The organism is Cobetia sp. 1AS1 (genome assembly GCF_029846435.1).
GTDB lineage: Bacteria > Pseudomonadota > Gammaproteobacteria > Pseudomonadales > Halomonadaceae > Cobetia > Cobetia amphilecti.
On sequence record NZ_JARWKU010000003.1, the window covers coordinates 298,238 to 324,044 of the forward strand.

The 25,807-nt window shown below is 63.9% G+C and carries 21 protein-coding genes; 9 read left to right on the plus strand and 12 right to left on the minus strand.

Annotated elements, in window-relative coordinates; all coding sequences use genetic code 11:
- Positions 1–346 precede the first annotated feature (346 nt).
- Complete coding sequence (locus tag QD280_RS08495; RefSeq protein ID WP_054556332.1) at positions 347–2,098, plus strand: BCCT family transporter; 1,752 nt, start codon at positions 347–349, stop codon at positions 2,096–2,098.
- 109 nt (positions 2,099–2,207) lie between these two features.
- Here the strand turns inward: QD280_RS08495 and QD280_RS08500 are convergent, their stop codons facing one another.
- The 8 genes from QD280_RS08500 to tkt form a co-directional block, all read right to left on the minus strand.
- Entirely contained in the window at positions 2,208–3,044 is an 837-nt protein-coding gene (locus tag QD280_RS08500; protein WP_107335810.1) for a hypothetical protein, read from the minus strand.
- A 149-nt stretch (positions 3,045–3,193) separates the two neighbouring features.
- Positions 3,194–4,114 carry a nuclease-related domain-containing protein gene (locus QD280_RS08505; RefSeq protein ID WP_107335811.1) on the minus strand — a complete coding sequence of 307 codons (921 nt, stop codon included), beginning with the start codon at positions 4,112–4,114 and terminating at the stop codon, positions 3,194–3,196.
- Positions 4,115–4,206: 92 nt separating this feature from the next.
- Positions 4,207–4,659: a YbaY family lipoprotein gene (locus QD280_RS08510; protein WP_279838915.1), complete on the minus strand. Its 453-nt coding sequence runs from the start codon at positions 4,657–4,659 to the stop codon at positions 4,207–4,209.
- Between the two features lie 51 nt (positions 4,660–4,710).
- Complete coding sequence (locus QD280_RS08515; RefSeq protein WP_043335744.1) at positions 4,711–5,085, minus strand: translation initiation factor Sui1; 375 nt, start codon at positions 5,083–5,085, stop codon at positions 4,711–4,713.
- Between the two features lie 193 nt (positions 5,086–5,278).
- The gene (fba, locus tag QD280_RS08520) at positions 5,279–6,343 is read right to left on the minus strand and encodes a class II fructose-bisphosphate aldolase (protein ID WP_043335741.1); all 1,065 of its coding nucleotides are present in this window, start codon (positions 6,341–6,343) and stop codon (positions 5,279–5,281) included.
- A 119-nt stretch (positions 6,344–6,462) separates the two neighbouring features.
- A complete protein-coding gene (locus tag QD280_RS08525; protein WP_043335739.1) occupies positions 6,463–7,626 on the minus strand; it encodes a phosphoglycerate kinase in 1,164 nt (387 codons plus the stop codon).
- On the minus strand, positions 7,623–8,732 hold the full coding sequence (locus QD280_RS08530; protein ID WP_225996594.1) for a glyceraldehyde 3-phosphate dehydrogenase NAD-binding domain-containing protein: 1,110 nt from the start codon (positions 8,730–8,732) through the stop codon (positions 7,623–7,625). Before QD280_RS08530 ends, QD280_RS08525 begins: the two co-directional genes overlap by 4 nt.
- Before the next feature lie 462 nt (positions 8,733–9,194).
- Positions 9,195–11,189, minus strand: a complete 1,995-nt coding sequence (gene tkt / locus QD280_RS08535) for a transketolase (protein ID WP_043335737.1) — start codon at positions 11,187–11,189, stop codon at positions 9,195–9,197.
- Between the two features lie 508 nt (positions 11,190–11,697).
- On the opposite strand from tkt, the gene metK reads away from it, so the two are divergent.
- The 3 genes from metK to QD280_RS08550 all read left to right on the plus strand — a co-directional run bounded on the left by metK (position 11,698) and on the right by QD280_RS08550 (position 14,980).
- Positions 11,698–12,918 (plus strand): methionine adenosyltransferase, encoded by a 1,221-nt coding sequence (metK, locus tag QD280_RS08540; protein WP_043335733.1) that lies wholly within the window; start codon positions 11,698–11,700, stop codon positions 12,916–12,918.
- A gap of 133 nt (positions 12,919–13,051) precedes the next feature.
- Positions 13,052–13,555, plus strand: coding sequence for a M48 family metallopeptidase (locus tag QD280_RS08545; protein ID WP_279838917.1), 504 nt, complete (start codon positions 13,052–13,054; stop codon positions 13,553–13,555).
- 153 nt (positions 13,556–13,708) lie between these two features.
- On the plus strand, positions 13,709–14,980 hold the full coding sequence (locus QD280_RS08550; protein ID WP_279838919.1) for a sodium:proton antiporter: 1,272 nt from the start codon (positions 13,709–13,711) through the stop codon (positions 14,978–14,980).
- Positions 14,981–15,079: 99 nt separating this feature from the next.
- On the opposite strand, the gene QD280_RS08555 is transcribed toward QD280_RS08550, so the two are convergent.
- Positions 15,080–15,835 (minus strand): aspartate/glutamate racemase family protein, encoded by a 756-nt coding sequence (locus QD280_RS08555; RefSeq protein WP_279838921.1) that lies wholly within the window; start codon positions 15,833–15,835, stop codon positions 15,080–15,082.
- A 382-nt stretch (positions 15,836–16,217) separates the two neighbouring features.
- Between QD280_RS08555 and QD280_RS08560 the strand changes: the two genes are divergently transcribed.
- The 3 genes from QD280_RS08560 to QD280_RS08570 all read left to right on the plus strand — a co-directional run bounded on the left by QD280_RS08560 (position 16,218) and on the right by QD280_RS08570 (position 20,237).
- Positions 16,218–17,693 carry an NCS1 family nucleobase:cation symporter-1 gene (locus tag QD280_RS08560; protein WP_131431037.1) on the plus strand — a complete coding sequence of 492 codons (1,476 nt, stop codon included), beginning with the start codon at positions 16,218–16,220 and terminating at the stop codon, positions 17,691–17,693.
- A gap of 317 nt (positions 17,694–18,010) precedes the next feature.
- On the plus strand, positions 18,011–19,183 hold the full coding sequence (locus QD280_RS08565; RefSeq protein ID WP_279838922.1) for a GGDEF domain-containing protein: 1,173 nt from the start codon (positions 18,011–18,013) through the stop codon (positions 19,181–19,183).
- A gap of 178 nt (positions 19,184–19,361) precedes the next feature.
- Positions 19,362–20,237: a UDP-2,3-diacylglucosamine diphosphatase gene (locus QD280_RS08570; RefSeq protein WP_279838923.1), complete on the plus strand. Its 876-nt coding sequence runs from the start codon at positions 19,362–19,364 to the stop codon at positions 20,235–20,237.
- A gap of 3 nt (positions 20,238–20,240) precedes the next feature.
- Here the strand turns inward: QD280_RS08570 and QD280_RS08575 are convergent, their stop codons facing one another.
- Positions 20,241–21,170 carry an AEC family transporter gene (locus QD280_RS08575; RefSeq protein ID WP_054556323.1) on the minus strand — a complete coding sequence of 310 codons (930 nt, stop codon included), beginning with the start codon at positions 21,168–21,170 and terminating at the stop codon, positions 20,241–20,243.
- Positions 21,171–21,555: 385 nt separating this feature from the next.
- On the opposite strand from QD280_RS08575, the gene metF reads away from it, so the two are divergent.
- Together metF and sodC are read left to right on the plus strand one after the other, a co-directional pair.
- On the plus strand, positions 21,556–22,407 hold the full coding sequence (metF, locus tag QD280_RS08580) for a methylenetetrahydrofolate reductase [NAD(P)H] (RefSeq protein ID WP_153636696.1): 852 nt from the start codon (positions 21,556–21,558) through the stop codon (positions 22,405–22,407).
- Positions 22,408–22,566: 159 nt separating this feature from the next.
- Positions 22,567–23,136 carry a superoxide dismutase [Cu-Zn] SodC gene (sodC, locus tag QD280_RS08585; RefSeq protein ID WP_279838925.1) on the plus strand — a complete coding sequence of 190 codons (570 nt, stop codon included), beginning with the start codon at positions 22,567–22,569 and terminating at the stop codon, positions 23,134–23,136.
- 135 nt (positions 23,137–23,271) lie between these two features.
- On the opposite strand, the gene QD280_RS08590 is transcribed toward sodC, so the two are convergent.
- Together QD280_RS08590 and prlC are read right to left on the minus strand one after the other, a co-directional pair.
- Positions 23,272–23,523 (minus strand): YheV family putative zinc ribbon protein, encoded by a 252-nt coding sequence (locus tag QD280_RS08590; protein WP_043335719.1) that lies wholly within the window; start codon positions 23,521–23,523, stop codon positions 23,272–23,274.
- A 147-nt stretch (positions 23,524–23,670) separates the two neighbouring features.
- The gene (gene prlC, locus QD280_RS08595) at positions 23,671–25,719 is read right to left on the minus strand and encodes an oligopeptidase A (protein ID WP_279838927.1); all 2,049 of its coding nucleotides are present in this window, start codon (positions 25,717–25,719) and stop codon (positions 23,671–23,673) included.
- Positions 25,720–25,807: the final 88 nt, after the last annotated feature.

Sequence of the window (25,807 nt, forward strand, 5' to 3'; positions counted from 1 at the left end):
CTGGTGGATGCCTGCTGTCCGGCCTGACATTTGCCGCTTTTCCTGCGTCTTACCCCTATGGGCCTTCTCTCCTGCTGCTATCCACCTCTGCGCTGCCTGTTCTGGCTGTGTCTTCCCTGCTGAATTGCCTGTCGCTGCCAGCCCTGTCGTCGTGCTTCCTGCTCTTCTCTTGGCCTGAACGCCAAGGCCTGCCATGCGCTAATAAATGACTTGCTTGCGTTAAATTAACTTTACGTAGCCGCTTGGATCGTTGTACTAGGATTGTACGCAGTGGGGATGCGTGTATCGCAATCACTCATGATAAGCTGTTATCATGCATAGCAATAACGATAAATGAGGCTTATATATGAGCAAGGAAACCCGAAAGGTATCCGCCAGGGCGGCGGGGGATCGGCCGGAAAAGCCCTTCGACATGATCGACAAGCCGACCTTCTTCGGCTCGATCTTCCTGCTGTTGGCAGTGACGCTGCCCCTGGTCATCTTCCCCGAGCAGGGCGCGATGTGGGTATCGGCGGCCAAGAACTTCGTCACCAGCAAGCTCGGCGTGCTCTATCTGCTGCTCGGCGTGGGGGCCGGCGGCTTCATGATCTACATCATCTTCAGCGACATCGGTCAGATAAAGCTCGGTGATGCCGAGGAGAAGCCCGAATTCTCCATCGTGTCGTGGGCGGCGATGCTGTTCTGTGCCGGTATCGGGGCCTCCATCCTGTACTGGTCGATGATCGAGTGGGTCTACTACTATCAGTCGCCCCCGTTCCATGTGGAAGGCCAGACACCGGAGGCAGCGGAATGGGCGGCGGCCTACGGCATCTTCCACTGGGGTCCGCTGGCATGGGCGATCTACCTGATTCCCGCCGTGCCGATTGCCTACTTCTACTACGTGCGTCACCACAGCGTGCTGAAGATTTCCGAGGCGCTGATGCCGGTGCTGGGCGAAAAGCTGGCGCATGGCTGGCTGGGCAAGCTGATCGATATCAGCTTCATCTTCGGCATGCTGGGCGGCGGTGCTACCACCCTGGGTCTGGCGGCGCCGATGATCAACGAGGGGGTGCACGAGCTGTTCGGAGTGCCCAAGTCGCTGACCACGCAGATCGTGGTGCTGCTGGTGTGTACCGCCCTGTTCGGCTACAGCGCCTACGTGGGCCTCAAGAAGGGCATCAAGCTGCTGTCAGACATCAACTTCTGGCTGGCGGTCGGCCTGTTGCTGTTCATCTTCATCGCGGGGCCGACCCTGTTCATGGCCAATACCGGCCTGGATGCGCTGGGCCGCGTGATGAGCAATCTGATCCACATGGCCACCTGGCTTGAGCCGTTCGCCGAGTTCAAGGGCTTCGAGGACACGCACTTCCCGCAGGACTGGACCATCTTCTACTGGGCCTGGTGGCTGGTATTCGCGCCCAGCGTGGGGCTGTTCATCGCGCGTATCTCGCGGGGCCGCACCATCCGCGCCATGGTCGCCGGTTCGATGTTCTTCGGCACCATGGGCTGCTTCCTGTTCTTCATGGTGATGGGCAATTACGGCCTCTACCTGCAGCTGTCCGGTGAGCTGGACGTGGTCACCATCCTCAATGACCAGAGCCCGACCGCGGCCATCTTCGCGATGCTGCACACGCTGCCGCTGGACTACGTGGTGATCTTCGCCTTCACGCTGCTGGCGCTGATCTTCACCGCGACCACCTTCGACTCCATCTCCTACATTCTGGCCGCTGTGGTCCAGAAGGAAGTCGATGAAGAGCCGATGCGCTGGAACCGCCTGTTCTGGGCCTTCGCCCTGTCGTTCATGCCCATCGTGCTGATGTTCATCGGCGGGCTGGAGACCCTGCAGACGGCCTCCATCATCGGGGGGGTGCCATTATTGGCAGTGGCCTTGATGCTGTGCATCTCCATCGTGCGTGCCGCGCACTATGACCTGCGCTACCAGCCGGATTACACGGTCAAGGAAATCAACATCGAGGAATTCCCGGCAGATGACCCCTGGACGGAAGAGGGCTCATGGGATCTGCCGGAAGATGACATTCCCGCCGCCGGCAAGCCGGTGCAGGACCCGCCCAAGGATCATATCGAAGGCGACCCGCACAGCCGTCCCTCACGCCTGTGAGGAGATGAACCGCCTGGCCGGTTGAACGGCCAGTGTCAGACGACAAGACGCCGCCCATTGGGCGGCGTCTTGTCGTTCAGGGCAGGCAAGGGCGTACGCCCGCAAGGCGTCAGCCGGTTTCCTCGAGTGTCGCGCGGCGCACCCGGCGCGGCGTCAGTAGCGGTGGCGTCGGGTCGTTGTCGCTGCTGTCGAGCGCCAGATGGCGGAGGATGGCGGCACCGATGCGCCGCGAGCTGTCCGGGATGCCCTGATTGCCGAACAGGCGGTTGAACTCGAACACGAGCGGATGGCCATCGACCATCGCGATATCGAAGCCGGCATGATCGACACTCAATGCCTCGGCCAGGTGCAGGGCCAGGGCGATGGCGGGCGCCGGGATATTGTCGTAGGCCGTCTCGCCGCCCTGACTGACATTGGAGCGATAGCCGCCCAGCGGCGTGACGCGCCAGTAGGCGGTGATGACTTCGCCACCCACCACCACGATGCGCAGGTCGCGGTCGATCTCCAGGCGCGGCTGGGCATACAGCACCGGATGCTCCGCCGCATGCGCTTCCAGTTCGCCACGCGACTGGATCAGCTTCACGCCGACGCCCATCGAGCTTTTGACTTCCTTGACGATCAGCGGGTAGCCGAAGCGCGCCTCGATATCGTCGATTGCCTGACGGCTGGCGCCGCGAATCTCGGTCGGTGGCACATTGTCCGGGCAGATGGCCTGAAAGACGCGTGTCTGCTCGACCTTGTCGTGGCCGATCGCGTAGCTGGGCAGGCTGGGGAAGATGCGTTTGCCGAGGCCGTAGACCAGGGTGGTGATCTGCCAGTATTCGGGGAACAGCAGGATATCGGCGGCGCGGATCTCGTCGAGGTGATCCAGCATGCGCTCCGGCTTGATATAACGAACACCGGGAATGCCGAGGGTACGAAAAGCGTCGAAGGTGATGAGTTTCATGCGGGATATGTCGCCAAGAGCGCCATCATTGCGATAGCGCGATAAGGTTGCCAAGGCTGGGCCGGCGCGTATTTAACGCCGGGCGGGGCGCCTTGGCAAGCCTTTGTCTGGCGCGGCCATGCTCCGAGGGGCCGGAGCATGGCGGAGGATCAGTTGGTGGCGAGGCGCTCGGCCTGAACGCGGTCGAGAATCGCCTCGTTGATGCGCTGCTTGAGGGCGTCATCCAGGGTCGGGCAACCCTCTTCGGGGGCCATGCAATGGGTGCTCAGCCACTCGGCCAGGCCCTCGCCATTGACGACCTCGGGGTCATTCTCGCGCTGGGTCCCCTCGCGCACGATCTGCCAGCCCGGCAGCGCCAGCAGCCCCTGCACCGGCACGTCGACACCGCATTCACGCTTCAGCCAGGCGGCTGTCCAGTCGCGTGCGGTACGTGTCTCGCGCAGTGGTTTGCGCTCGCGATAGCCCGGGAAGTACAGGCGACCATCCTTGAGCTTGACCTCATCCTTGAGTGCGCCCAGCGCATCCAGCGGCCGCGAGCGCGCCTTGGTGCGAATGGCGTAGGCGCCGGCGGGGGTGACCACCAGATGATCGATATGGAAGCCATCGGCCGGCACGTCGTGATAGACCATGCTGGTCAGCTGTTCCGGGCGGATCAGCTGGTCGAGTTCCTGACCGATGGACAGCTCGCAGGCCAGCCCCAGCTTGAGCTTGCGGATGCGCTGGAAGTGTCGCGTCAGGCGCAGCGCGAATACCAGCACCAGCAGCGCACAGGCCAGACCGTAGGCGGCCCATTCCAGCCAGTTCTGCTCTTCACCGAATACCATGCGCCCCATGCCGTAGACCAGCGGACTCAAGGTGATGAGCGGCCCGAGCGCCCCGTCGAGAAACAGCGCCTGGAAGGCCTCGTCGAGACGATCACGCAGGCTCTGGCCCGGTTCACGCAGCTGGCGGCGGGTCAGCGGCGACTGGATGCGCCGCTCATGCAGACCGCGCATGCCCAGCACCACCAGCGCGATGGCACCCAGAGGGGTAAGGAAGAAGACAGGTAACAGGTATTCCAGCCAATCCATTGGGGTGTCCTATCGGTGAGAGACGGGCCTACTGGTCAAGTCGAGCGTACTGGTCAAGTCGAACGTACTGATCGGGCCGGGCGAGCGCGCCATCAGTGGCCCAGCGCACGCGGCAGCGGCGTGAGCGGGATCTCGACCTCGCCCTGCGAGGTGCTGGCGTCACCCAGTACCGGCACCGCGCTGTCATTGATCCAATACAGGCGACCCTCGCTGCGCACATCGGCTTGCAGCGCATAGCGATGGCCTTCCTCGATGGCGTTGCGATCGTACTGCAGGCTGACCGGGAAAGGCCCTTCACGCAGGCCGCCATAGCGGGTACTGGCAATCAGCCCGGCCTCGGCATCGGCGCGGGAGACATCCACCAGGCGCACCTCCAGCATCGCACCCGGCGGTGCCGTGAAGGCCTGCTGCGGCACCACGCGCGCCTCCAGCTGCGTGAAGTCCGGGCCGGTCATGCAGCCACCCAGCCCGAGCGTGGCCAGCAGCAGGCCAGAGAGCGATAGCGTGCGAGCCGAAGGCCGGCGTGGCGTGATGAAGTTCATCATGGAAATCCCTTGTGCAGCGAGATGGAAGGCAAAGGTGCGCGCAGCAGGCGTTCAGCCACCGGCCAGCTTGACGGTATAGCCCATCCGCGTGAGTTCAGCCTTGAGCGTCTCGCGGTGATCGCCCTGGATCTCCACGATGCCATCCTTGAGGCTGCCGCCAGTGCCGCACCGCTGCTTGAGAGTCTTGGCCAGCGCCTTGAGTTCCTTCTCGGCGAGCGGAATCCCGCTCACGGTGGTCACGCCCTTGCCCTTGCGACCGCTGGTCTCGCGACGGATACGCACCACGCCATCGAGGCTTGCCAGGCGTTCACGCTCGGCGAGGTCGGCACATTCGCACTCGGCTTCGGCACGCCGACACTCAGGGCAGGTTGCGCCATGTTCGGTGGAATAGACAAGCCCGGACAGTTGATCCTTGAGCGAGGCCATGATGTCTCCTGCGATACGGTGATGAATGATCAATGCCAAACGGAATCTCGAAAGGATACCTGCGTGCGCGAGAGGCTGGCACCCTGAGGCGCATAAAAAAGGCGACCCCGAAGGGCCGCCTTTCTCTTCATTCCCTGCCAGCCTGCTCGCGTGCGGGCAGGCTGGCAGGGAGACCTTGGCGGGTGCCGCCCGATCAGTTGATCTTCGGGTCCAGCTCGCCACGGTTGTAACGCTCGAACATCGCTTCGAGGTTGATCGGGTCGATCTTGCTGCCATGACCGGCGGCACCGAAGGCTTCGTAGCGGGCGATGCAGATGTCGCGCATCGCCTTCACGGATTCCTTCAGGTACTTGCGCGGGTCGAATTCAGACGGGTTCTGCGCCATGAAGCGACGGATGGAACCGGTAGAGGCCAGACGCAGATCGGTGTCGACGTTGATCTTGCGCACGCCGTGCTTGATGCCTTCGACGATCTCGTCGACCGGCACGCCGTAGGTTTCCGGAATCTTGCCGCCGTATTCGTTGATGATTTCCAGCCAGTCCTGCGGCACGGAGGAAGAGCCGTGCATCACCAGGTGAGTCTCGGGGATGCGGGCGTGGATTTCCTTGATGCGCTGGATGGACAGGGTGTCACCCGTCGGCGGCTTGGTGAACTTGTAGGCGCCGTGGGAGGTGCCGATGGCGATGGCCAGGGCATCGACGTGGGTCTTCTTGACGAAGTCGGCGGCTTCTTCCGGGTCGGTCAGCATCTGGTCGTGGTCCAGCTTGCCTTCGGCACCGATGCCGTCTTCTTCACCGGCCATGCCGGTTTCCAACGAGCCGAGGCAACCCAGCTCGCCTTCGACGGACACGCCACAGGCGTGGGCCATCTCGACGGTGCGGCGGGTCACATCGACATTGTATTCGTAGCTGGTCGGGGTCTTGCCGTCTTCGCCCAGCGAGCCGTCCATCATCACCGAGCTGAAGCCCAGCTGGATGGAGCGCTGGCAGACTGCCGGCGAGGTGCCGTGATCCTGGTGCATGACCACCGGGATATGCGGGAATTCTTCCACCGCAGCCAGGATGAGGTGGCGAAGGAACGGCGCGCCCGCGTATTTGCGTGCGCCGGCGGAGGCCTGGACGATCACCGGAGAATCGGTGTGATCGGCGGCTTCCATGATGGCGCGCATCTGCTCGAGGTTGTTGACGTTGAACGCCGGGATGCCGTATCCGTACTCGGCTGCGTGGTCCAACATCTGGCGCATGCTGATCAATGCCATGACATCACCTGTCTTTTTGAGGAATCGAGTGGAGAAGCGTCGGGTGCCCCCCGCCAGCTGACGGGGAGCGACCTTGTGGCCGTGACTCTAAGCCTGCGCCAATGAGGACACAGGCGGGTTCAGCTTGCTGCGGCTTCCAATGCCGCAACGGCCGGCAGTACCTTGCCTTCCACGTATTCGAGGAAGGCGCCGCCACCGGTAGAAATGTAGGAGACGCGCGACTCGACGTCGTACTTGTCGATGGCCGCCAGGGTGTCGCCACCGCCGGCGATGGAGAAGGCGTCGCTCTCGGCGATGGCCATCGCCAGCTGCTCGGTGCCGTTGGCGAACTGTTCGATCTCGAACACGCCGACCGGGCCGTTCCACAGAATGGTGCCGGCGTCCTTGAGCAGCGCACCGAAGCGCGAGGCGGTCTCCGGACCGATATCCAGGATCATCTCGTCGTCCTGGACGTCGGCGACGGCGCGCACGACGGCTTCGGCCTTGTCGGAGAACTCGGTGGCGACGACGACGTCGGTCGGCAGCGGAATCTCGACCTTGTCCATCAGTGCGCGAGCGGTATCGAGCAGGTCAGCCTCGTAGAGGGACTTGCCGACGTTGTAACCGGCCGCCGCGATGAAGGTGTTGGCGATGCCGCCACCGACGATCAGCTGATGGCACTTGTCGGACAGCGCCTTGAGCACGTCGAGCTTGGTGGAGACCTTGGAGCCACCGACGATGGCGACCATCGGCGCACGCGGTGCGGCGAGTGCCTTCTCGAGGGCTTCCAGCTCGGCGGCCAGCAGCGGGCCGGCGCAGGCGTCCGGTGCGAAGCGTGCCACGCCATGGGTCGAGGCCTGGGCACGGTGCGCGGTGCCGAAGGCATCCATCACGTAGACATCGCACAGCGCGGCGTAGGCGCGGGACAGGGATTCCTCGTCCTTCTTCTCGCCCTTGTTGAAGCGCACGTTCTCCAGCAGCACGACCTCGCCTTCGGCGACATCCGGTGCCGTGTCGAGGTAGTCGTTGATCAGGCGCACCGGGCTGCCCAGCAGCTCGCCCAGATGTGCCGCGACCGGTGCCAGCGAGAACTGGTCTTCCGGCTCACCCTCGGTGGGGCGGCCCAGATGACTCATCAGCATCACGCGTGCGCCGGCGTCACGTGCCGCCTTGATGGTCGGCAGGCTGGCACGGATGCGCGCGTCGCTGGTCACCTGACCGTCGCGGATCGGCACGTTGAGATCTTCGCGGATCAGCACACGCTTTCCGGACAGGTCGAGGGCGGTCATCGTTTGCACGTTCATGACGGGTTCCTTGGTCGTGAATCGGTGGAGAGAGCTTCCCTCGCCAGAGGCGTTGTCATCTCGCAGGCGTGCCAATGGGTGGCGACGTCCAGCATGCGATTGGCAAAGCCCCATTCGTTGTCGAACCAGCACAGCATCTTGATCAGCCGGCCGCCGGCAACACGGGTCTGGGTCGCATCCACGATACCCGAGCGCGGATCGTGGTTGAAGTCGATGGAAGCCGTCGGCTCCTCGCTCAATCCCATCAGGCCCTGCAGGCGTTGTGCGCAGGCCTCGCGCAGCAGGTCATTGACCTCATCCGCGCTCACGTCACGCTTCACCTCGATGGACATGTCCATGCAGGACACGTTGATGGTCGGCACGCGCAGGTGCAGACATTCGAAGCGTCCTTCCAGGTGCGGCATCAGGCGGTTGATGCCCTTGGCCAGGCCGGTGTCCACCGGCACGATCGAACTCATCGCCGAGCGCGTCAGGCGCAGGTCCGTCTGGTGGTAGGCGTCGATCACCGGCTGGTCGTTCATCGCCGAGTGCACCGTGGTGGTGACGCCGCGCTCCAGTCCGAAGGCCTCTTCCAGCACCGTCAGAATCGGAATCAGGCAATTGGTGGTGCACGACGCTGCCGAGACGATGCGCATGCCGCTGCCTGCCTGCCCCGCCTCGGCGGGGGCCAGCGCCGACTGGTTGATGCCGCACACGATGGTGGCATCGACATCGGCGTCGGTATCGCCGGGCTGGGAGAACAGCAGCCGTCCGGCGCCTGCCGCCAGATGACGCTCGGCGGTGGCGCGGTCCTTGAAGCTGCCGGAGCACTCCAGCACCAGGTCAATCCCCAATGCCCGCCAGGGCAGGCAATCTGGATTGGCCTCGGACAGGATGCTGATCGCATGGCCGTTGACGACCAGCTGGCCGTCGCGCTGTTCCACCGTGCCGGGGAAGCGGCCGTGGGTGGTGTCGTAGCGGGTCAGATAGGTGATGGTGTCCAGGTCTGACAGCTCGTTGATCGCGACCACTTCCAGCGGCAGTGCCTCACCGCGTGCTTCACGTTCTACCAGCGCTCTCAGCACACACTGACCGATGCGTCCGTAGCCATTGATGGCCACTCGCAAGGGAGCGTTTCCCTGGCGTCGGGACGCCTTGTCTCCCTGGGGAGCATCGGCGGTGGGCAGAGGCGGCTGGTGGTTCAAGGATGTCGTGTTCCGAGTGTTTTTCAGGGGGTCCATGGTAGCGCATCGCTTTGCTGGGCGGAGGGAGCGAAAGGCGCGCAAGCGCCTGATTTCTGGTTTTTTTCGTCTAAGGACACGTAGTCACACTACCCAACTGGAGGGGTTGTGTAGTCGCCGTCTGCGCTGTCTGTCGTGGGCATGATCGCCGGAGAATGACCGCTCATGCAGGATGAATCGTGTCATCAAGTCGCGACTCGTGTGAGCCACGTCGACTACAGGCGACAGCCGGTGACGCTTGAGGGCTCCTCGAGTGTCGCACAGACGAAAACGCCGCCGCTCCCAGCGGGAGGCGGCGGCGTCGATCTGCATCCCACTCCGTCATCGGCGGGGTGGGTCAGGCGGTGATCAGCCCAGCAGCTTGTTGGCGCGTTCGACCACGTTCTCGACCGTGAAGCCGAAGTGCTTGAACAGGTCGCCAGCCGGCGCGGATTCCCCGAAGGTCTCCATGCCGATGATGTCGCCGTTCAGGCCGACATACTTGAACCAGTAGTCACGATGACCGGCTTCGATCGCCACGCGCGCGGTGACGGAAGACGGCAGCACGGATTCACGGTATTCCGCGTCCTGCGCATCGAACAGGTCGGTGGCCGGCATGGACACGACACGCACGGCGCGACCGGCGGCTTCCAGCTCGGCAGCGGCATCCATCGCCAGGCCGACTTCGGAGCCGGTGGCGATCAGGATCACTTCCGGCTGGCCGTTGGCGGCGTCCTTCAGCACGTATCCGCCACGGCTGATGTTGGCCAGCTGGGCCTTGTCGCGGTTCTGGTGCGGCAGGTTCTGACGCGACAGGATCAGCGCGGTCGGGCCGGAGTGACGCTTGATGGCTGCATCCCATGCCGCCGCTGTCTCCACGGCATCCGCCGGACGCCAGGTGGACAGGTTCGGCGTGGTGCGCAGGCTGGTCAGCTGTTCGATCGGCTGGTGCGTCGGGCCATCTTCGCCCAGACCGATGGAGTCGTGGGTGAAGACGTAGACGGCCTGCTGGCCCATCAGGGCGGCCATGCGAACGGCGTTGCGCATGTATTCCATGAAGATCAGGAAGGTCGCGCCGTACGGGATGAAGCCGCCGTGCAGACCGGCGCCGTTCATGATCGCGCCCATGCCGAACTCACGCACACCGTAGTGCAGGTAGTTGCCGCTGAAGTCTTCGCGGGTGATCGCCTGGGCGCCCTTCCAGAAGGTCAGGTTGGACGGGGCCAGGTCGGCACTGCCGCCGAGCAGTTCCGGCAGCTGCGGGCCGAGCTGGTTCAGGCACTCGAAGGACGCCTTGCGCGAGGCCGGGCTGTCGCCGGCGGCCTGGGCATCCTCGATCATCTTCTCGCTGGTCAGGGCGTGCGGCAGCTTGCCTTCCAGGCGACGGGTGAACTCGGCGGCCAGTTCCGGGTGTGCTTCGGCGTAACGGGCGAAGCGTGCATCCCAGTCGCTCTCGAGCTTGGCGCCGCGCTCGCTGGCGTCCCAGCCCTGATAGATGTCTTCCGGAACGTGGAAGGGCGCGTGGGTCCAGCCCAGCTTCTCGCGGGTGGCAGCGACTTCGTCGTCACCCAGCGGCGCGCCGTGGCAGGACTCGGTGCCTTCCTTGTTCGGGGAGCCGAAGCCGATCACGGTCTTGCAGATGATCAGGCTCGGCTTGTCGTCGTGGCTCTTGGCCAGGGCGATGGCGGCGTTGATCTCTTCCGGCTTGTGGCCGTCAACGTTGGAGACGACGTGCCAGCCGTAGGATTCGAAACGCTTGGCGGTGTCATCGGTGAACCAGCCTTCGACTTCGCCATCGATGGAGATGCCGTTGTCGTCATACAGGGCGATCAGCTTGCCCAGACCCAGGGTGCCGGCCAGCGAGCCGACCTCGTGGGAGATGCCTTCCATCATGCAACCGTCACCCAGGAAGCACCAGGTGGTGTGGTCGACGACGGTGTGACCCGGACGGTTGAACTGCGCCGCCAGTGTCTTCTCGGCGATCGCCATGCCGACGGCATTGGCCAGACCCTGACCCAGCGGACCGGTGGTGGTCTCGATGCCCGGCGCGTAGCCGTATTCCGGGTGACCGGCGGTCTTGGCGTGCAGCTGGCGGAAGTTCTGCAGGTCTTCAAGGCTCAGCTGATAACCCGAGAGGTGCAACAGGGAGTAGAGCAGCATGGAGCCATGGCCGTTGGACAGCACGAAGCGGTCACGATCGGCCCAGTTCGGGTTGGCCGGGTTGTGCTTGAGGTGGTCGTTCCAGAGCACTTCAGCGATGTCGGCCATGCCCATGGGGGCGCCGGGGTGGCCAGACTTGGCCTTCTGAACGGCGTCCATGGAAAGTGCACGGATGGCGTTGGCCAGGTCAAAACGGGAAGGCATGCAGTAGCTCCTCGCCTGCGGGCGTCAAGAGTGGGGCAATGAATCACGGCGTGCTGCGCCGGACGCTCAGTGCATCCCGAGAGCCAGGGCATGCTGCTGCCTGGGTCTCCTTCAGGACTGTGCGCCTGAAACAGTGCGCCGGAAAGGACAGTGCGTCGCGTGAACCTTGTACGCGCGGACTCGCGTCCGAGCGTGATCTCCGGGCGGGTATTGTCACCGAGATGACAGGGCGCGGCAAATCGCATCCGGGATGTGCGCTCGTCCAAAGGTGGCAACGGCTTATTACCCTGTGTGCAGCGCTTGTCGCAAAAAGGTCTCGATTGGACGGCTCCACGCGCCCCATTGCGCTAGGAACTCACATAAGTGGCGTGTAAACTCGCCCCCCCGAGGCTCAACCGCCCGTGTTGAGCTTCATCGTGCGCCGCAAGCGTGTTTCTACTCGGTCGTCAACGCAGTCTGCCGTCAGTGGCCGAATCATCCCCGCATCCGAAAAGAGGGTCGAGGACCAATGAGCGAATACTCACTCTTCACATCCGAGTCCGTGTCCGAAGGGCATCCGGACAAGATTGCCGACCAGATTTCCGACGCCGTGCTCGATGCCATCATCGCGCGCGACAAGCAGGCACGCGTCGCGTGCGAAACGCTCGTCAAGACAGGCGTTGCCATCGTGGCCGGTGAGATCTCCACCAGCGCGTGGGTGGATCTCGAGGAGCTGGTACGTCGTGTCATCACCGATATCGGCTATACCTCTTCCGACGTCGGCTTCGACGGCGAGACCTGTGGTGTCCTCAACCTGATCGGCAAGCAGAGCATCGATATCGCCCAGGGCGTCGATCGCACCAAGCCGGAAGATCAGGGCGCGGGCGATCAGGGCCTGATGTTCGGCTACGCCACCAACGAGACCGACTCCTTCATGCCGGCGCCGATCCACTACGCTCACCGTCTGGTGGAGCGTCAGGCGGAACTGCGCAAGAACGGCATGCTGCCGTGGCTGCGCCCGGATGCGAAGAGCCAGGTCACCTTCCGCTACGACGAAGCCGGCAAGCCGGTCGCCGTCGAAGCCGTCGTGCTGTCGACCCAGCATGACCCGGAAGTGTCCCAGGAAGACCTGCGCGCGATGGTCAAGCGTGAGATCATCGAGCAGGTGCTGCCGGCCGAGTGGCTGTCCGAGACCACCGAATACCACATCAACCCGACCGGCAACTTCGTCATCGGTGGCCCGGTGGGTGACTGTGGTCTGACGGGTCGCAAGATCATCGTCGACACCTACGGCGGCATGGCCCGTCACGGTGGTGGCGCCTTCTCCGGCAAGGACCCGTCCAAGGTCGACCGCAGCGCCGCCTATGCCGGTCGCTACGTGGCCAAGAACGTCGTCGCAAGCGGCCTGGCCGACAAGTGCGAGATCCAGGTCTCCTACGCCATCGGCGTCGCCGAGCCGACCTCCGTCTCGATCAACACCTTCGGCACCGGCAAGATCAGCGATGCCAAGATCGTCGAGCTGGTACGCGAGCACTTCGACCTGCGTCCGTACGCCATCACTACCATGCTGGACCTGGCGCACCCGATGTATCAGCTGACCGCTGCCTACGGCCACTTCGGTCGTGAGCCGTTCGAGCACAGCTACAGCTGGACCGACGTGAGCGGCGAGCAGAAGACCGAAACCTTCACCGCCTTCCCGTGGGAAAAGACCGATCGTGCCGCTGGCCTCAAGGCTGCCGCTGGCCTGTAAATTCGCCAGCTCGACAGGCCTGGCAGGTGGCGGACGTCTCGCCCCTCGCTTTCGGCGCCATGACAAGAAAACCCGCCTCGGCGGGTTTTCTTGTCTCTGGCCCTCCTTCGGACAGCAACAGGAGAGATGCCCAGTGGCTGATCTACGCTATCTCAAGGGCTACGCCCCCGAGATCCAACAGCAGGCGAGTGAACTGCTGGCGTCGGGCAAGACGGCAGCCTTCTTTCTCGGCAAGTATCCCGAGCCTCATCAGCTGCAGGGTGCGCGGGCGCTGAATGACTACACCATGGCGCTGAAGAATCAGTATCTGCGCAGCTCGGCGCCGATCAGCAAGGTGATCTACGACGACCGGATTCACGTCATCGACAATGCCCTGGGGCTGCACACCTTCGTGTCGCGGGTGCAGGGCAACAAGCTCAAGGCCAAGAACGAGATCCGTATCTCGTCGCTGTTCCGTCGGCTGCCGGAGCCACTGCTCAACATGATCGTGGTGCATGAGCTGGCGCATCTGCGCGAGAAGGCCCACGACAAGGCGTTCTACCGGCTCTGCTGTCACATGCAGCCGGAGTATCATCAACGTGAGTTCGAGCTGCGTCTCTATCTCTGCCACCGTGAACGCCACGGCGATCTCTGGTAGCCGCGCTCCGTTCTGGTAGCCATGAGCCGCTCTGGACAGTCACGCTCAGTTCAGACAGCCACGCGGCCGCTCACGCGACAGAAGAACTGGAAAGAATGACAAGGACGTCATGCCATCAGGGGTATCGGCGCCACTGCAAAGGACCGTTTTCGGATGCTCAATCTCGCTGCACTGTTCATCACCATCACTGCCGTGTGCATGTGGTTCAATCATCGCGTCCTGCGCCTGCCGCCGACCATCGGCGTGATGGCCATCGGCCTGGTGCTGTCGCTGGGCGTGATCGGGCTCGATCACTTCGCGGTGACCACCGTCGTGGCCGATACCGCGGAAGACTGGTTGGGCCGAATCAACTTCAACAGCCTGCTGATGGACGGCATGCTGTCCTTCTTGCTGTTCGCCGGCGCGCTGCACGTGGACCTCTCGCGCCTCAAGGCCTATCGGCGCTCCATCGGCCTGCTGGCCACGCTGGGCGTGCTGATCTCGACGCTGGTGATCGGCTCCGCCGCCTGGTGGCTGTTCCAGTGGGCCGGTATCGAGGTGCCCTACCTGTATTGCCTGGTGTTCGGTGCGCTGATCTCGCCCACCGACCCGATCGCCGTGCTCGGCATCATGCGCAGTGCCGGCGCGCCTGCCGACATGGAGATCCGCATCGTCGGCGAGTCGCTGTTCAATGATGGCGTGGCGGTGGTGCTGTTCACCGCACTGCTGAGTGCGGCGTCGGCCGGCAGCGGTGAGGTCGAGCTCGGCCACATGGGGCTCTTGTTCCTCGAGGAAGCCGGCGGCGGCATCCTGCTCGGGCTGGCGCTGGGTGCGCTGGTCTATCAGCTGATGCGCAGCATCGACCAGTATCAGGTCGAGGTGATGCTGAGTCTGGCGCTGGTACTGGGCGGCTATGCGCTGGCCTCGGCGCTGCACGCCTCGGGCCCCATCGCGATGGTGGTGGCGGGGCTGATCATCGGCAACATGGCGCGTGATGGCGCCATGTCCGACAACACTCGCCGCTATCTGGACGGCTTCTGGGAGTTGGTCGACGAGATTCTCAACGCGGTGCTGTTCGTGCTGATCGGCCTCGAACTGGTACTGATGCCGATCACGCTGACCTCGATCGGCATCGCGCTGGTGCTGGTGGCGGTGATCCTGCTCTCGCGCCTGGCGCTGATCGGTCTTCCGCTGAGCCTCTTGCGTCGCTGGTACACCTTCCGCCCCGGCACCACGCGCGTGCTCACCTGGGGTGGCCTGCGCGGCGGCATCTCGGTGGCGCTGGCACTGGCGATTCCCGAAGGCGACTTCCGCGAGCCGCTGGTGGTCACCACCTACATCATCGTGTTGTTCTCGATCCTCGTGCAGGGGCTGAGCATCGGCAAGCTGGTGACGGCGGTGGTCGGCGATCGCAGCCACTCGGGAGAGTCGAACGACAAGCACTGAGTCAGAGTCGGCCAATGCAAACGCCCCTTCACTGGCAGCAGTGAGGGGGCGTTTTCGTTTCGGTCGCGAGGCGCCAGCCAAGGGCGGCTCGCCTGCGGGTCAAAGGGCCGCCAGGCCCCGGGCAAAGACACCGCTGAGGGGTTTCACCTCACCCGCTTGCTTCGCGCGAGCGACAGCGGGCTGGCGCATCAGGGTCAGCAGCAGGTCGCGCCCCGCCAGCAGCGGGTCGACCACCGGCAGGCCGAGCTCTGACGCGATGGCATCACGCAGCGGCCCCATCGCAGCGCAGCCCAGCACGATGCTGCCGGCACCGCTGGCTCTGGCGTGTTCACAGCGCTCCAGCAATGGCGCGGGGGGAGTGCGCGCCTCGGACAGCGCGAGTACCGGTACGTCACAGGCCAGCAGCGCCTTGCACAGAGGGCGCATCGCATAGCGCTCCAGCAGCTGCTCGGACATCGGCAGCGTGCTGGTCATGCTGGTGACGATGGCAAAGGAGGGAGCCGCCAGCGTGGCCATGTGCATGGCGGCCTGGGCAATGCCGATCACCGGCACGGGGCTCAGTTCACGGGCGGCCTCGAGGCCGGGGTCACCGAAGCAGGCCAGCAGATAGCCATCGGCGGGCGGGGTCTCCAGCAGGCCCTCACGATCACGGGCGATCAGCGCCAGTAGCGCGACCACCGCCATGGCTTCCTCCACGGCGGTCTCGATGCTGGGGGCGCCATGCTCGGCAGTCAGCACCTCGAGGTGGACGTCCCGGGCGAGCTGCCGTTGCAGCGAGTGCGCCATCTGCTGACTCATCGCCTGGCTGGTGTTGGGATTGATGACCTTGAGACGCAACATGGCGGGCTCTCTCATGATGGGGGGGCTCGTGATGGACTTTCGCGTGACGGCGCGCGCCGGATGCAGGGCCGTGCGAGCGGAGCACACAAAACACGAGCAGCATCCGTGCCAGTCCCGGTAACACCTGCTGGCGCAACGTTCGTTTCATTGCCGGTGCGCTGCTGTGGTGCATATGGCTAATACCGCGGAAGTTGATGGTGCCTGATGTCTCAGGAGTTGCCACGCACATGACGTTGCTGGCAGGGGTGTCACGCAGATCGGGCCTTGGGGAAAACGCTTGGAGATTGAAAATCCGCAACAAGTGTTTCACTGGCACGCTTGTTGATAAGGGGAGGGTATGGCGAGGCATGACGCCTCGTGACTGGCCCATGGCCCACAAGCCCCTCTGGAGACAACAATGACACCCCAGACTCCCCCTGATCTGAGCAACGCGAGCAAGCGGCTCATCAATGAGGACCTCGCCCCCTGCGAGCAGAACTGGAACTGGTACAACATCTTCTCGTTCTGGATGTCCGATGTGCACAGCGTCGGTGGCTACGTCTTTGCCGCCAGTCTGTTCACCCTGGGGTTGGCCAGCTGGCAGATTCTGGTCTCGATGCTGGTCGGCATTCTGGTGGTGCAGGTGTTCGCTAATCTGATCTCGCGGCCCAGCCAGCAGACGGGGGTGCCCTTCCCGGTGGTCTGCCGTCAATCCTTCGGCATCTATGGTGCCAACATTCCGGCGATCATCCGCGGGCTGATCGCGGTGGTGTGGTACGGCATCCAGACATATCTGGCGGCGCATGCCTTGATGCTGGTGCTGCTGCGCTACGTGCCGTCGCTGGAAGGGCTGACCGAGACCCAGCTGTTCGGGCTCTCGCAGCTGGGCTGGTACTGCTTCCTGTTCATGTGGGTGCTGCAGGCGCTGGTGTTCTGGTGGGGCATGAATGCGGTGCGGCGCTTCATCGATTTCGCCGGGCCAGCCGTCTATGTGGTGATGTTCGCGCTGGCGGGCTGGATCGTCTGGCAGGCCGGCTGGGACAACATCAGCTTCACGCTGGGCAGCAAGACGCTCTCGGGCAGCGACGCCCTGTGGCAGATGGTGATCGCCGCGGCTCTGGTGGCGGGCTACTTCGCGGGGCCGACGCTCAACTTCGGTGACTTCTCGCGCTACTGCGCTACCCCCGGGGATGTGAAGCGCGGCAATTTCTGGGGCCTGCCGGTCAACTTCCTGCTGTTTGCCGTCATCACCGTGGTGGTGGTATCCGGTACGCAGCCCATCTTCGGCGAGATGCTGCATGACCCGATGGAGACCGTCGCCCGCATCGACAATGGCGTCGCGGCAGCGCTGGGCATCCTGACCCTGGTGCTGGCGACCATCGGCATCAACATCGTGGCCAACTTCGTGTCCCCGGCGTTCGACTTCTCCAATGTGGCACCGTCACGCATCAGCTGGCGCATGGGCGGCATGCTCGCCGCCGTCGGCTCCATCTTCATCACGCCGTGGAATCTGTTCAACAACCCGGAGATCATCCAGTACACCGTGGGCATCCTCGCCGCAGCCATCGGCCCGGTGTATGGCGTGATCCTGTTTGACCACTATCTGGTCAACAAGGGCGGCATCAACACCAAGGCGCTGTTCACCGACAGCGCGGAAGGCGAGTACTTCTTCGAGAAGGGCGTCAACGTCGCGGCGGTCAAGGCGCTGCTGGTCTCCTCGGCGGTGACGCTGATCATCAGCTTCCTGCCGCTGGGCGACATCACCCACTTCACGCTGTTCATCGGCGGTCTGATGGCGGCAGGGCTTTATGGCATCTTCTCGGGGTACTGGCTGGGAGATGCCGCCTCTGCACGCATCTATGTGCCGGCCGGGGTGCGCCAGAAGATGTCATGACGCTCAGGCCATGACCTGGCCGTGACCTGGTATTGCCTTGGCCTTGGCTTTACCTTCAGCGCCCTGCTGTCGCCATCGAGATGGATGACGACAGCAGGGCGCTTTCGTTCGTGTTGCCGGCACATTCGTGTTGCCGGCATATTCGTGTTGCCGACACCTCTTTGCCCTTGTTCCGCCCGGCCGGCCAGATGACGCAGCACATTGTTCTATCAGGCAGACGGTAATCTTGCGTTTACTGATCAACTCTTTATTCCAGTGAGGTGTGCTCTGCGCGCGGTGTAACATTGGCTGATGCTACCGAGTGTCGAGGATGGAACATGCCGCTTCATGAACATCTGATATTGCCGGGCAGGGACGGTTCGGATATCGAAGCGCAGCACTATCGCACGCGAATCAACAATACCTTCATCATGTTCGCCATGGCGTGCTTCGCCTGCTTCCTGCTGTTTGACTATTTCCAGGTGCCGTCTGCCTGGCAGGCGTTGTGGGCGGGGCGGCTGATCATCTTCCTCTGCTGCCTGCTGTGCATCCTCCAGCTACGCCGCGGCGACGCGTACGCGGACAGAATCCTGCTGGCCGGAGCGATACCCGCCAATCTGTTCTTCTGCTTCGGTGCCGCGCTGATCCCGGATGCGCTGACGCTGACGTTGTGGAACCTGAGTTTCTCGACCTGCATGCTGATCGCCATGCCTGCCTGGCTGGTGTGGGGCTGGCGCTACCAGCTGGCCAGCAGCCTGCCGCTGATACTGTGTTATGTGCCCATCTATATGTGGCTGAGTCCCTTGTCGTTGACGACATTGGCCGGTGCGGGTGGTGCCTACATCCTGGGGACCCTCTTCATTGCGCCGGCACTGGCGCACGCCCGAGCCTCGACCTTCCATCGCACCATCCGGCTGCAGCGCACGCTGGAGGCGCGCAATCTCGAATTGCACGACATGAATCAACGGTTGCTCACCCAGCAGAACGAGCTGGAATACCGCGCCAATCATGATCTGCTGACGGGGCTGCCCAATCGCCGTTTCGGCTTTGATTTTCTCGAGCGGATGCTGGCCGAGAGCACGAGCACCCGGCAATGCATGTCGATCCTGTTCGTGGATGTCGATCGCCTGAAGCACGTCAACGACAGCTTCGGGCACGCCGAGGGGGATCGCCTGATCCAGCTGGTGGCCCGGAGTGTCGCCCAGGCGGCCGGTGAAGACGGGCTGGCATGCCGCCTGGGCGGCGATGAATTCCTGGTCGTGATGCCCGGAGCCTGTGATATGGCCAGCCAGCAGGCGACGACCCAGCTGATGCGCCATCTTCAGGAGCAACGCCTGGAGCAGCAAATCCCCTTCCCGGTTGAGGTGAGCATCGGGCGCGTCACCCACGACCCGGTATTGCAGGGCGATGTGGATGTCGATGATCTGATCCATATCGCGGACGACCGCATGTATCGTCAGAAGCGCGCTCGGCGTCGGGCCATGGCGGGCGCCAACGATCCCCAGGCGTGAGAAAGCCCGCGATCTTCCCTTCATTCATGCTGCAAGTGATTGATGGCAATGGCTGTCATCGCTTTTTCATGTCGCTGTTACGGGTATGTCATCGCCTCCCCTCAGTCTTGCTGGGAAACGACAGGGGCCATCTGGGCCTCGCCTGTCGATTCCGCCTGGCAACCCAGAGGTGACTGACATGACCGCTCCGCAATCGGCTCCCCGTGCTGAAATGCCGCCTGCTCCCGACGCTCTCGGTCAGGTTCGCACGCTGTTCATCTCCGATGTGCATCTGGGAACCCCGGACTGCCAGGCGGCGCTGCTTGCGAAGCTGCTGCGTCGCGTGCGCCCCGAACGGCTGTATCTGGTCGGCGATATCGTCGACCTGCTGGCGATGCGCAAGCGTGCGGTGCTCGACAAGGACCAGCAGGCGCTGGTGGCGCGGGTGCTGCGTCTGGCGCGCAGTGGCTGTAAGGTCATCTACATTCCCGGCAATCATGATGCCGCCTTCCGTCGCCTGTGCGGCCTGAAGCTGCACAACGTGAGCATCGAGCGGCGCGCGATCCATACCACCGGTAGCGGTCGTCGTCTGCTGGTTTCCCATGGCGATGAATTCGACACCCATGTGCGCATCGCGCCGTGGCTGCTCAAGTTGGGAGATGGCATGCACGGCTTCATCCTGTCGCTCAATCGCTGGTGCAACCGCGCGCGTGGCATGTTCGGGCTGCCGTACTGGTCGCTGGCTAGTGCGCTCAAGCGTCGTAGCGGCACCGCCCAGCGCTATGTGGCCCAGTTCGAGGAAGCCGCCATGCGCCAGGCGCGTCTCGAAGGGCTGGATGGCTATGTCGGGGGGCATATCCACCAGGCGGGCTTCCGGGTCGAGGAAGGCGTGCTCTATTGCAACGACGGCGACTGGGTCGAGCACTGCACCGCGCTGGCGGAAGATGCCGAAGGCGCGCTGCACCTGATCGACTGGCAGGGTCAGATCCTCGAGACGGCGCCGCGCCATCTGATGCCGCGTCCGGCGCCGGCCGCGCCGCCCGATGCCGTCACGCCCGAGATGGCTGGCGCCTGAGCCTCACCCCAGGCCGCTGATCGCCAGCATCCATGACAGATACAGCGGGATGATCAGCGGCGCCGCCAGGGTGGTCAGCATCACCGCGATCGCGCCCTTGGCCGGCTGGATATTCAGTTCGATGGCCAGCACGACCACATTGGCGGCCATCGGCACCACGCCCAGCAGCAGCAACACCTGCGCCAGCACCGGGTCGAGGGCGAACAGGCTGCCCAGCAGCATCACGCTGCCCAGACTCAGCAGCGGCCACATCACGAAGCGCAGGCCGGTTGCCGCGAGAATGAAGCGCGGGTCGATCTCGCGCAGGCTGACACCGCCCAGCGTCATGCCGATGATCATCATGCCCAGCACCGTGTAGCTGTACTTGAAGTAGTCGAGTCCCTCCATCACCGCCCCCGGTACCTCGAGCCCCAGGGTCCCCACCAGCAGAGCGGCCAGAAAGGCGTAGATCAGCGGCAGACGTACGATCTTGACCAGACTCTGGCGCATCGAGAACTGCCCGCGCGCACTGACGTAGAAACCCAGCGTGAACTCATACAGCGTGATGCCGAGCAGGCAGAACAGGTACTGGGTCACGCCTTCCGGCGGCAGCAACAGCATCGCGACCGGCAGGCCGAAGTAGCCGGTATTGCCGGTGCCGGAGGAGAAGGCGAGCAGGGCGGCTTCCTGCGGCGGGAAGAACTTCGCGGCCAGCGGGCGCACCAGCAGGCAGATGCTGCTGGCCAGCGAGAACAGTCCCAGCGTCAGGCCCAGATCACTCAGCGATGGCTCGCCGAGCACCAGCCCGCGGAAGAAGGTCAGCGGCGCGATCACGTAGATCAGCAAGGTGGCGATGGGGCGCGGGTCGATCGCGAGGCGGCGCGCGCAGAGGGCGCCGAGGGCGACGAAGGTGATCAGCATCCAGAGCGGTTGCTGCAGATCGATGTGGTCCATCACGGTTCCTTGTGAAGCGTCATTGTCCTTTTGGCTCATCATGCCGTGTGGCCCCTGTCAGCGTCATCTCATGAATGTCGCGCATTGCGTCTTTCCTTGATCCGGCTGCGGATCGCGTGGTTGCGCGCGGGGTGAGGGGGCAGGACTGAGGGGCAGGACGCCACTGTCGGCAATGGTTATAAACACGCACTTTCTTATATGAATGGTATTGAAGTTGAGGCGAAAACCTTTCATTGGCCGGGGTCGGCGGCGGCGGTCAGAATGCTCGACATGCAGTACAGGGGCGGTGGCGTGACGCGCCGGACGTGTATTGCTGCACGCACACCGCGAAGTGTGCGGCGATAACGACATCAATGCCGGACACGACGACCACGAGGGCCGCCCCATGAGTGCAAGCGAACATCCGTCAGGGATCAGCTTCGAATTCTTTCCGCCGAATACCGAGGCCGGGCGTGAAAAGCTCAAGGGGGTTCGCGATCAGCTGGCGGCGCTGGAGCCGGAGTTCTTCTCCGTCACCTATGGCGCGGGCGGCTCTACGCGTGAGCGCACCTTCAACACCGTGCAGTCGGTCAGCGCCAGCGGAATCTGCACCGCGCCGCACCTGTCGTGTGTCGGCAGTGACCGCGGTGAGCTGCGCGAGATCCTGGCGCAATATCGTGAGCAGGGCGTCAAGCGCCTGGTGGCGTTGCGCGGGGACCTGCCCTCCGGGATGGGCTCGCGCAGCGAGCTGCGTTACGCCAACGAGCTGGTCGAGTTCGTGCGCGAGGAGACCGGCGATCACTTCGAGATCGCGGTGGCAGCCTATCCGGAGTGCCATCCACAGGCCGACAACTACCACAGCGATCTCGAGAACTTCGCGCGCAAGATGCAGGCCGGCGCCGATATCGCCATCACCCAGTACTTCTTCAATGCCGATGCCTACTTCCATTTCGTGGAGCGCGCGCGTGCCGCCGGCATCCAGCAGCCGATCATCCCGGGGATCATGCCGATCACCAACTACACCCGGCTGGCGCGTTTCTCCGATTCCTGCGGGGCGGACATCCCGCGCTGGCTTCGCCGGCAGCTCGAGAGCTATGGCGATGATAGCGAGAGCCTCCAGGCCTTCGGCACCGAGGTGATCTCGCGCATGAGTCAGCGTCTGCTGGATGGCGGCGCGCCGGGCCTGCACTTCTATACCCTCAATCAGGCCGAGCCGTGTCTCAAGGTGCTGGAAAATCTGGGTATCTCTTCTCGTTGAGTCACGCGTGCCGGGTGTGCGCGACAAGTAATTGGAAGAGCGGCATTGAATGTGACGTCGCTCGCCCTGAGGTCTGACGGGTAGCCGCTAGTGACAGCGGCCCGCAAGCCACTCAAGGCGTCGGCAGTGACGCCGGCCTCAGTGATGGAGAGATTGCTCATGAATCACGAGACACAGCACACGGCATCCTTTACGACCTCGTCCAGAAAGCCCCTCAAGACCGCCGCGACGGTGGCGCTCGGCGCCTGGTTGTTCGGCGGTGTCGCCCAGGCCGCCACCGAGGTGGAAATGCATCGCGTCAGCAGTGATGGCGTCGGTGAGTCCGTCGGCAGTGTCATGGCCGAGGATACCGATGATGGTCTGCTGCTGACGCCGAAGATCGAGGGGCTCGAGAGCGGCATCCACGGCTTCCACCTGCATGCCAATGCCAGCTGCGAGCCGGCCGAGAAGGAGGGCAAGACCGTCGCCGCGGCCGCGGCAGGTAGCCACTTCGATCCAGAAGAGACCGGCACCCACCAGGGCCCCTACGGTGATGGCCACCTCGGTGACCTTCCGGCGCTGAGCGTCGATGCCGATGGCAAGATCTCGCTGCCGGTGCTGGCACCGCGCCTCAAGGAAAGCGATCTCAGCGGCCATGCGCTGATGATCCACTCCGGCGGTGACAACTACACCGATACGCCCAAGCTGGGCGGTGGCGGCTCGCGCGTCGCCTGCGGTGTGGTCGACTGAACGATGGTCGATTGAACGGTGATCGACAGATCTGCGGTAGTCTGGTCTGTGGTCGATTGATCATCCTGCCGAGATGACATGAAAAAGCCCCGCCAATTGGCGGGGCTTTTTCATGTCGCAGCGCTACAGCAGATGTCAGTGCAGCTTGCCGGGGTCCAGAATGCGCACCGGCTGAACCTCATCGCTCGCCGGCGTCTCGCGGGGGTCGCTCACGCGCGTGGAAATCTCGGCGAGGGTCGGCGGCTCCTCGATGGCTTGCTGTTCGAAGAAGTCGCAGGACACGCAGTCACGGTAGCGGGTCTCGTTCTGCTCCCAGGTGCGCAGGCGGTCCATTGCTCCGCAGCGCGGGCAGACGGCACCGGCGATGAAGCGCTTGATGGTAGACATGGTGCCTCCAGTCAGGGTCAGGGTAGGTCTGGCAATCCCGCCTCGGGCGGATGATGCGCCATATGATACGCCCCCGACCGGTAAAGGTCAGGGGCGCATGGTCAGCAGCTCGTGGTCAGGCTTGCGCCATCACGAGACGGGGCGAGATCAGGCCGCCTGGGCACCGATGCCGGAGTGACGCAGCAGGGCATCGACCTGCGGGTCACGGCCACGGAAGGCGCGGAACAGCTCGGCGGCGTCACGCGAGCCACCACGAGCCAGTACCTCGTCACGGAAGCGTTGGCCGGTGGCGGTATCGAAGACCGCGCTTTCCTCGAAGGCACTGAAGGCGTCCGCCGATAGCACCTCGGCCCACTTGTAGCTGTAGTAACCCGCGGCGTAACCGCCGGCGAAGATATGGCTGAAGCCATTCTGGAAGCGGTTGAACTCGACCGCCGGCACCACGGCGACCTTGCTGCGCACCTCGTCGAGCAGTGCCTGGACATCGCTGGCCGACGGCTTGTCGAGCTCATGATGCAGGCGGAAGTCGAACAGCGAGAACTCCAGCTGGCGGACCATGGTCATCGCCGCCTGGAAGTTGCGGGCTGCCTGCAGGCGCTCGAGCATGTCATCGGGCAGGCGCTCGCCGGTGTCGACGTGACGTGCGATCAGATCCAGCCCTTCACGCTCGTAGCAGAAGTTCTCCATGAACTGGCTGGGCAGCTCGACGGCGTCCCATGCCACGCCGTTGATGCCGGAGACTTCGGCGACTTCCTGGCGGGTCAGCATGTGATGCAGGCCGTGACCGAACTCGTGGAACAGCGTGACCACTTCATCGTGGGTCAGCAGTGCCGGGCGATCGCCCACCGGGCGGGTGAAGTTGCAGGTCAGGTAGGCGACCGGCAGCTGCAGGCTGCCATCCTCGCGGCGACGACGCACGCGGCACTCATCCATCCAGGCACCGCCTCGCTTGCCTTCACGCGCGTAGAGGTCGAGATAGAAGCCGGCGATCGGGGTGTCATTCTCGATCACCTCGTAGTAGCCGACGTCCTCGTGCCAGACCGGCACCTCGCGCTGCTTGAAGGTGATGCCGTAGAGGCGGTTGACGACCTCGAACAGCCCGTCGATGGCCTGCGGCGCCGGGAAGTAGGGGCGCAGCTGCTCCTGATTGATCGCGTAGCGCGACTCGCGCAGCTTCTCGCTGGCATAGCCGACATCCCACGGCTGCAGGTCGTCGATGCCGAGGCTCTCGGTGGCGTAGGCCGCCAGCTCGTTGAACTCTTCACGCGCCTGCGGCACGGCGCGGGTGGCGAGGTCATCCAGGAAGGCGATGACCTGCGCTGGCGAGTCGGCCATCTTGGTCGCCAGCGACAGCGAGGCGTAGTCGTCGAAGCCGATCAGCGCGGCCAGCTCCTGACGCAGGGCCAGAATCTCCTCGATCACCGGGCCGTTGTCGAACTCACCGGCGTTGGGGCCCTTCTCCGAGGCGCGCGTGACGAAGGCGGTGTAGACCTCCTCGCGCAGCTCGCGGTTATCGGCATAGCTGAGCACCGGGAAGAAGCTCGGGAAGTCCAGGGTGATGCGATAGCCTTCCAGGCCCTTGGCTTCGGCATTGGCCTTGAGCGCTTCAAGGCCGCTTTCCGGTACGCCCGCCAGCGCCTCTTCGCCGACATCCTTGTGCCAGGCCTGGGTGGCATCCAGCACATGGTTGGAGAAGGTGTTGGAGAGCTCGGACAGGCGCGCCTGGATCTCGCCGTAACGCTGCTTCTTGTCTTGCGGCAGGTCGACACCGGCGAGACGGAAGTCGCGCAGGCTGTTGGTGATCGCCTTCTGCTGGGCTTCATCGAGACTTGCGAACTCATCGCTGTCCGCGAGGCGCTGATAGGCCGCGGCCAGGTCGCTGTTCTGGCCCACCCAGGTGGAGTAGGCCGACAGCTTGGCGAGACAGGCCTGATAGGCCTCACGCAGCTTGGGCGAGTTCATGGTCGAGTTGAGGTGCGAGACCGGCGACCAGGCCTGGCTCAGGCGATCACCCAGCGCTTCCAGCGGCGCGGCGAAGTTGTCCCAGCGCGTGTCATCGCGGGTGGCCTCGATCAGGCGTTCGATCTCCTGCTGGTTGTGCTCCAGCAGTTCGCTGATCGCGTCCTCGACGTGCTCGGCCTTGAGGGTGTCGAAGGGGGGGAGGGTGTTGCGTTCCAGCAGGGGATTGATCGACATCATGTACCTCGCGTCATTCGGGTGGGCGGCAGCGGTGAGCGGTAAAGGAGAACTTGCGCATCAATAGCGCCGTGAAAACGGCGTCACC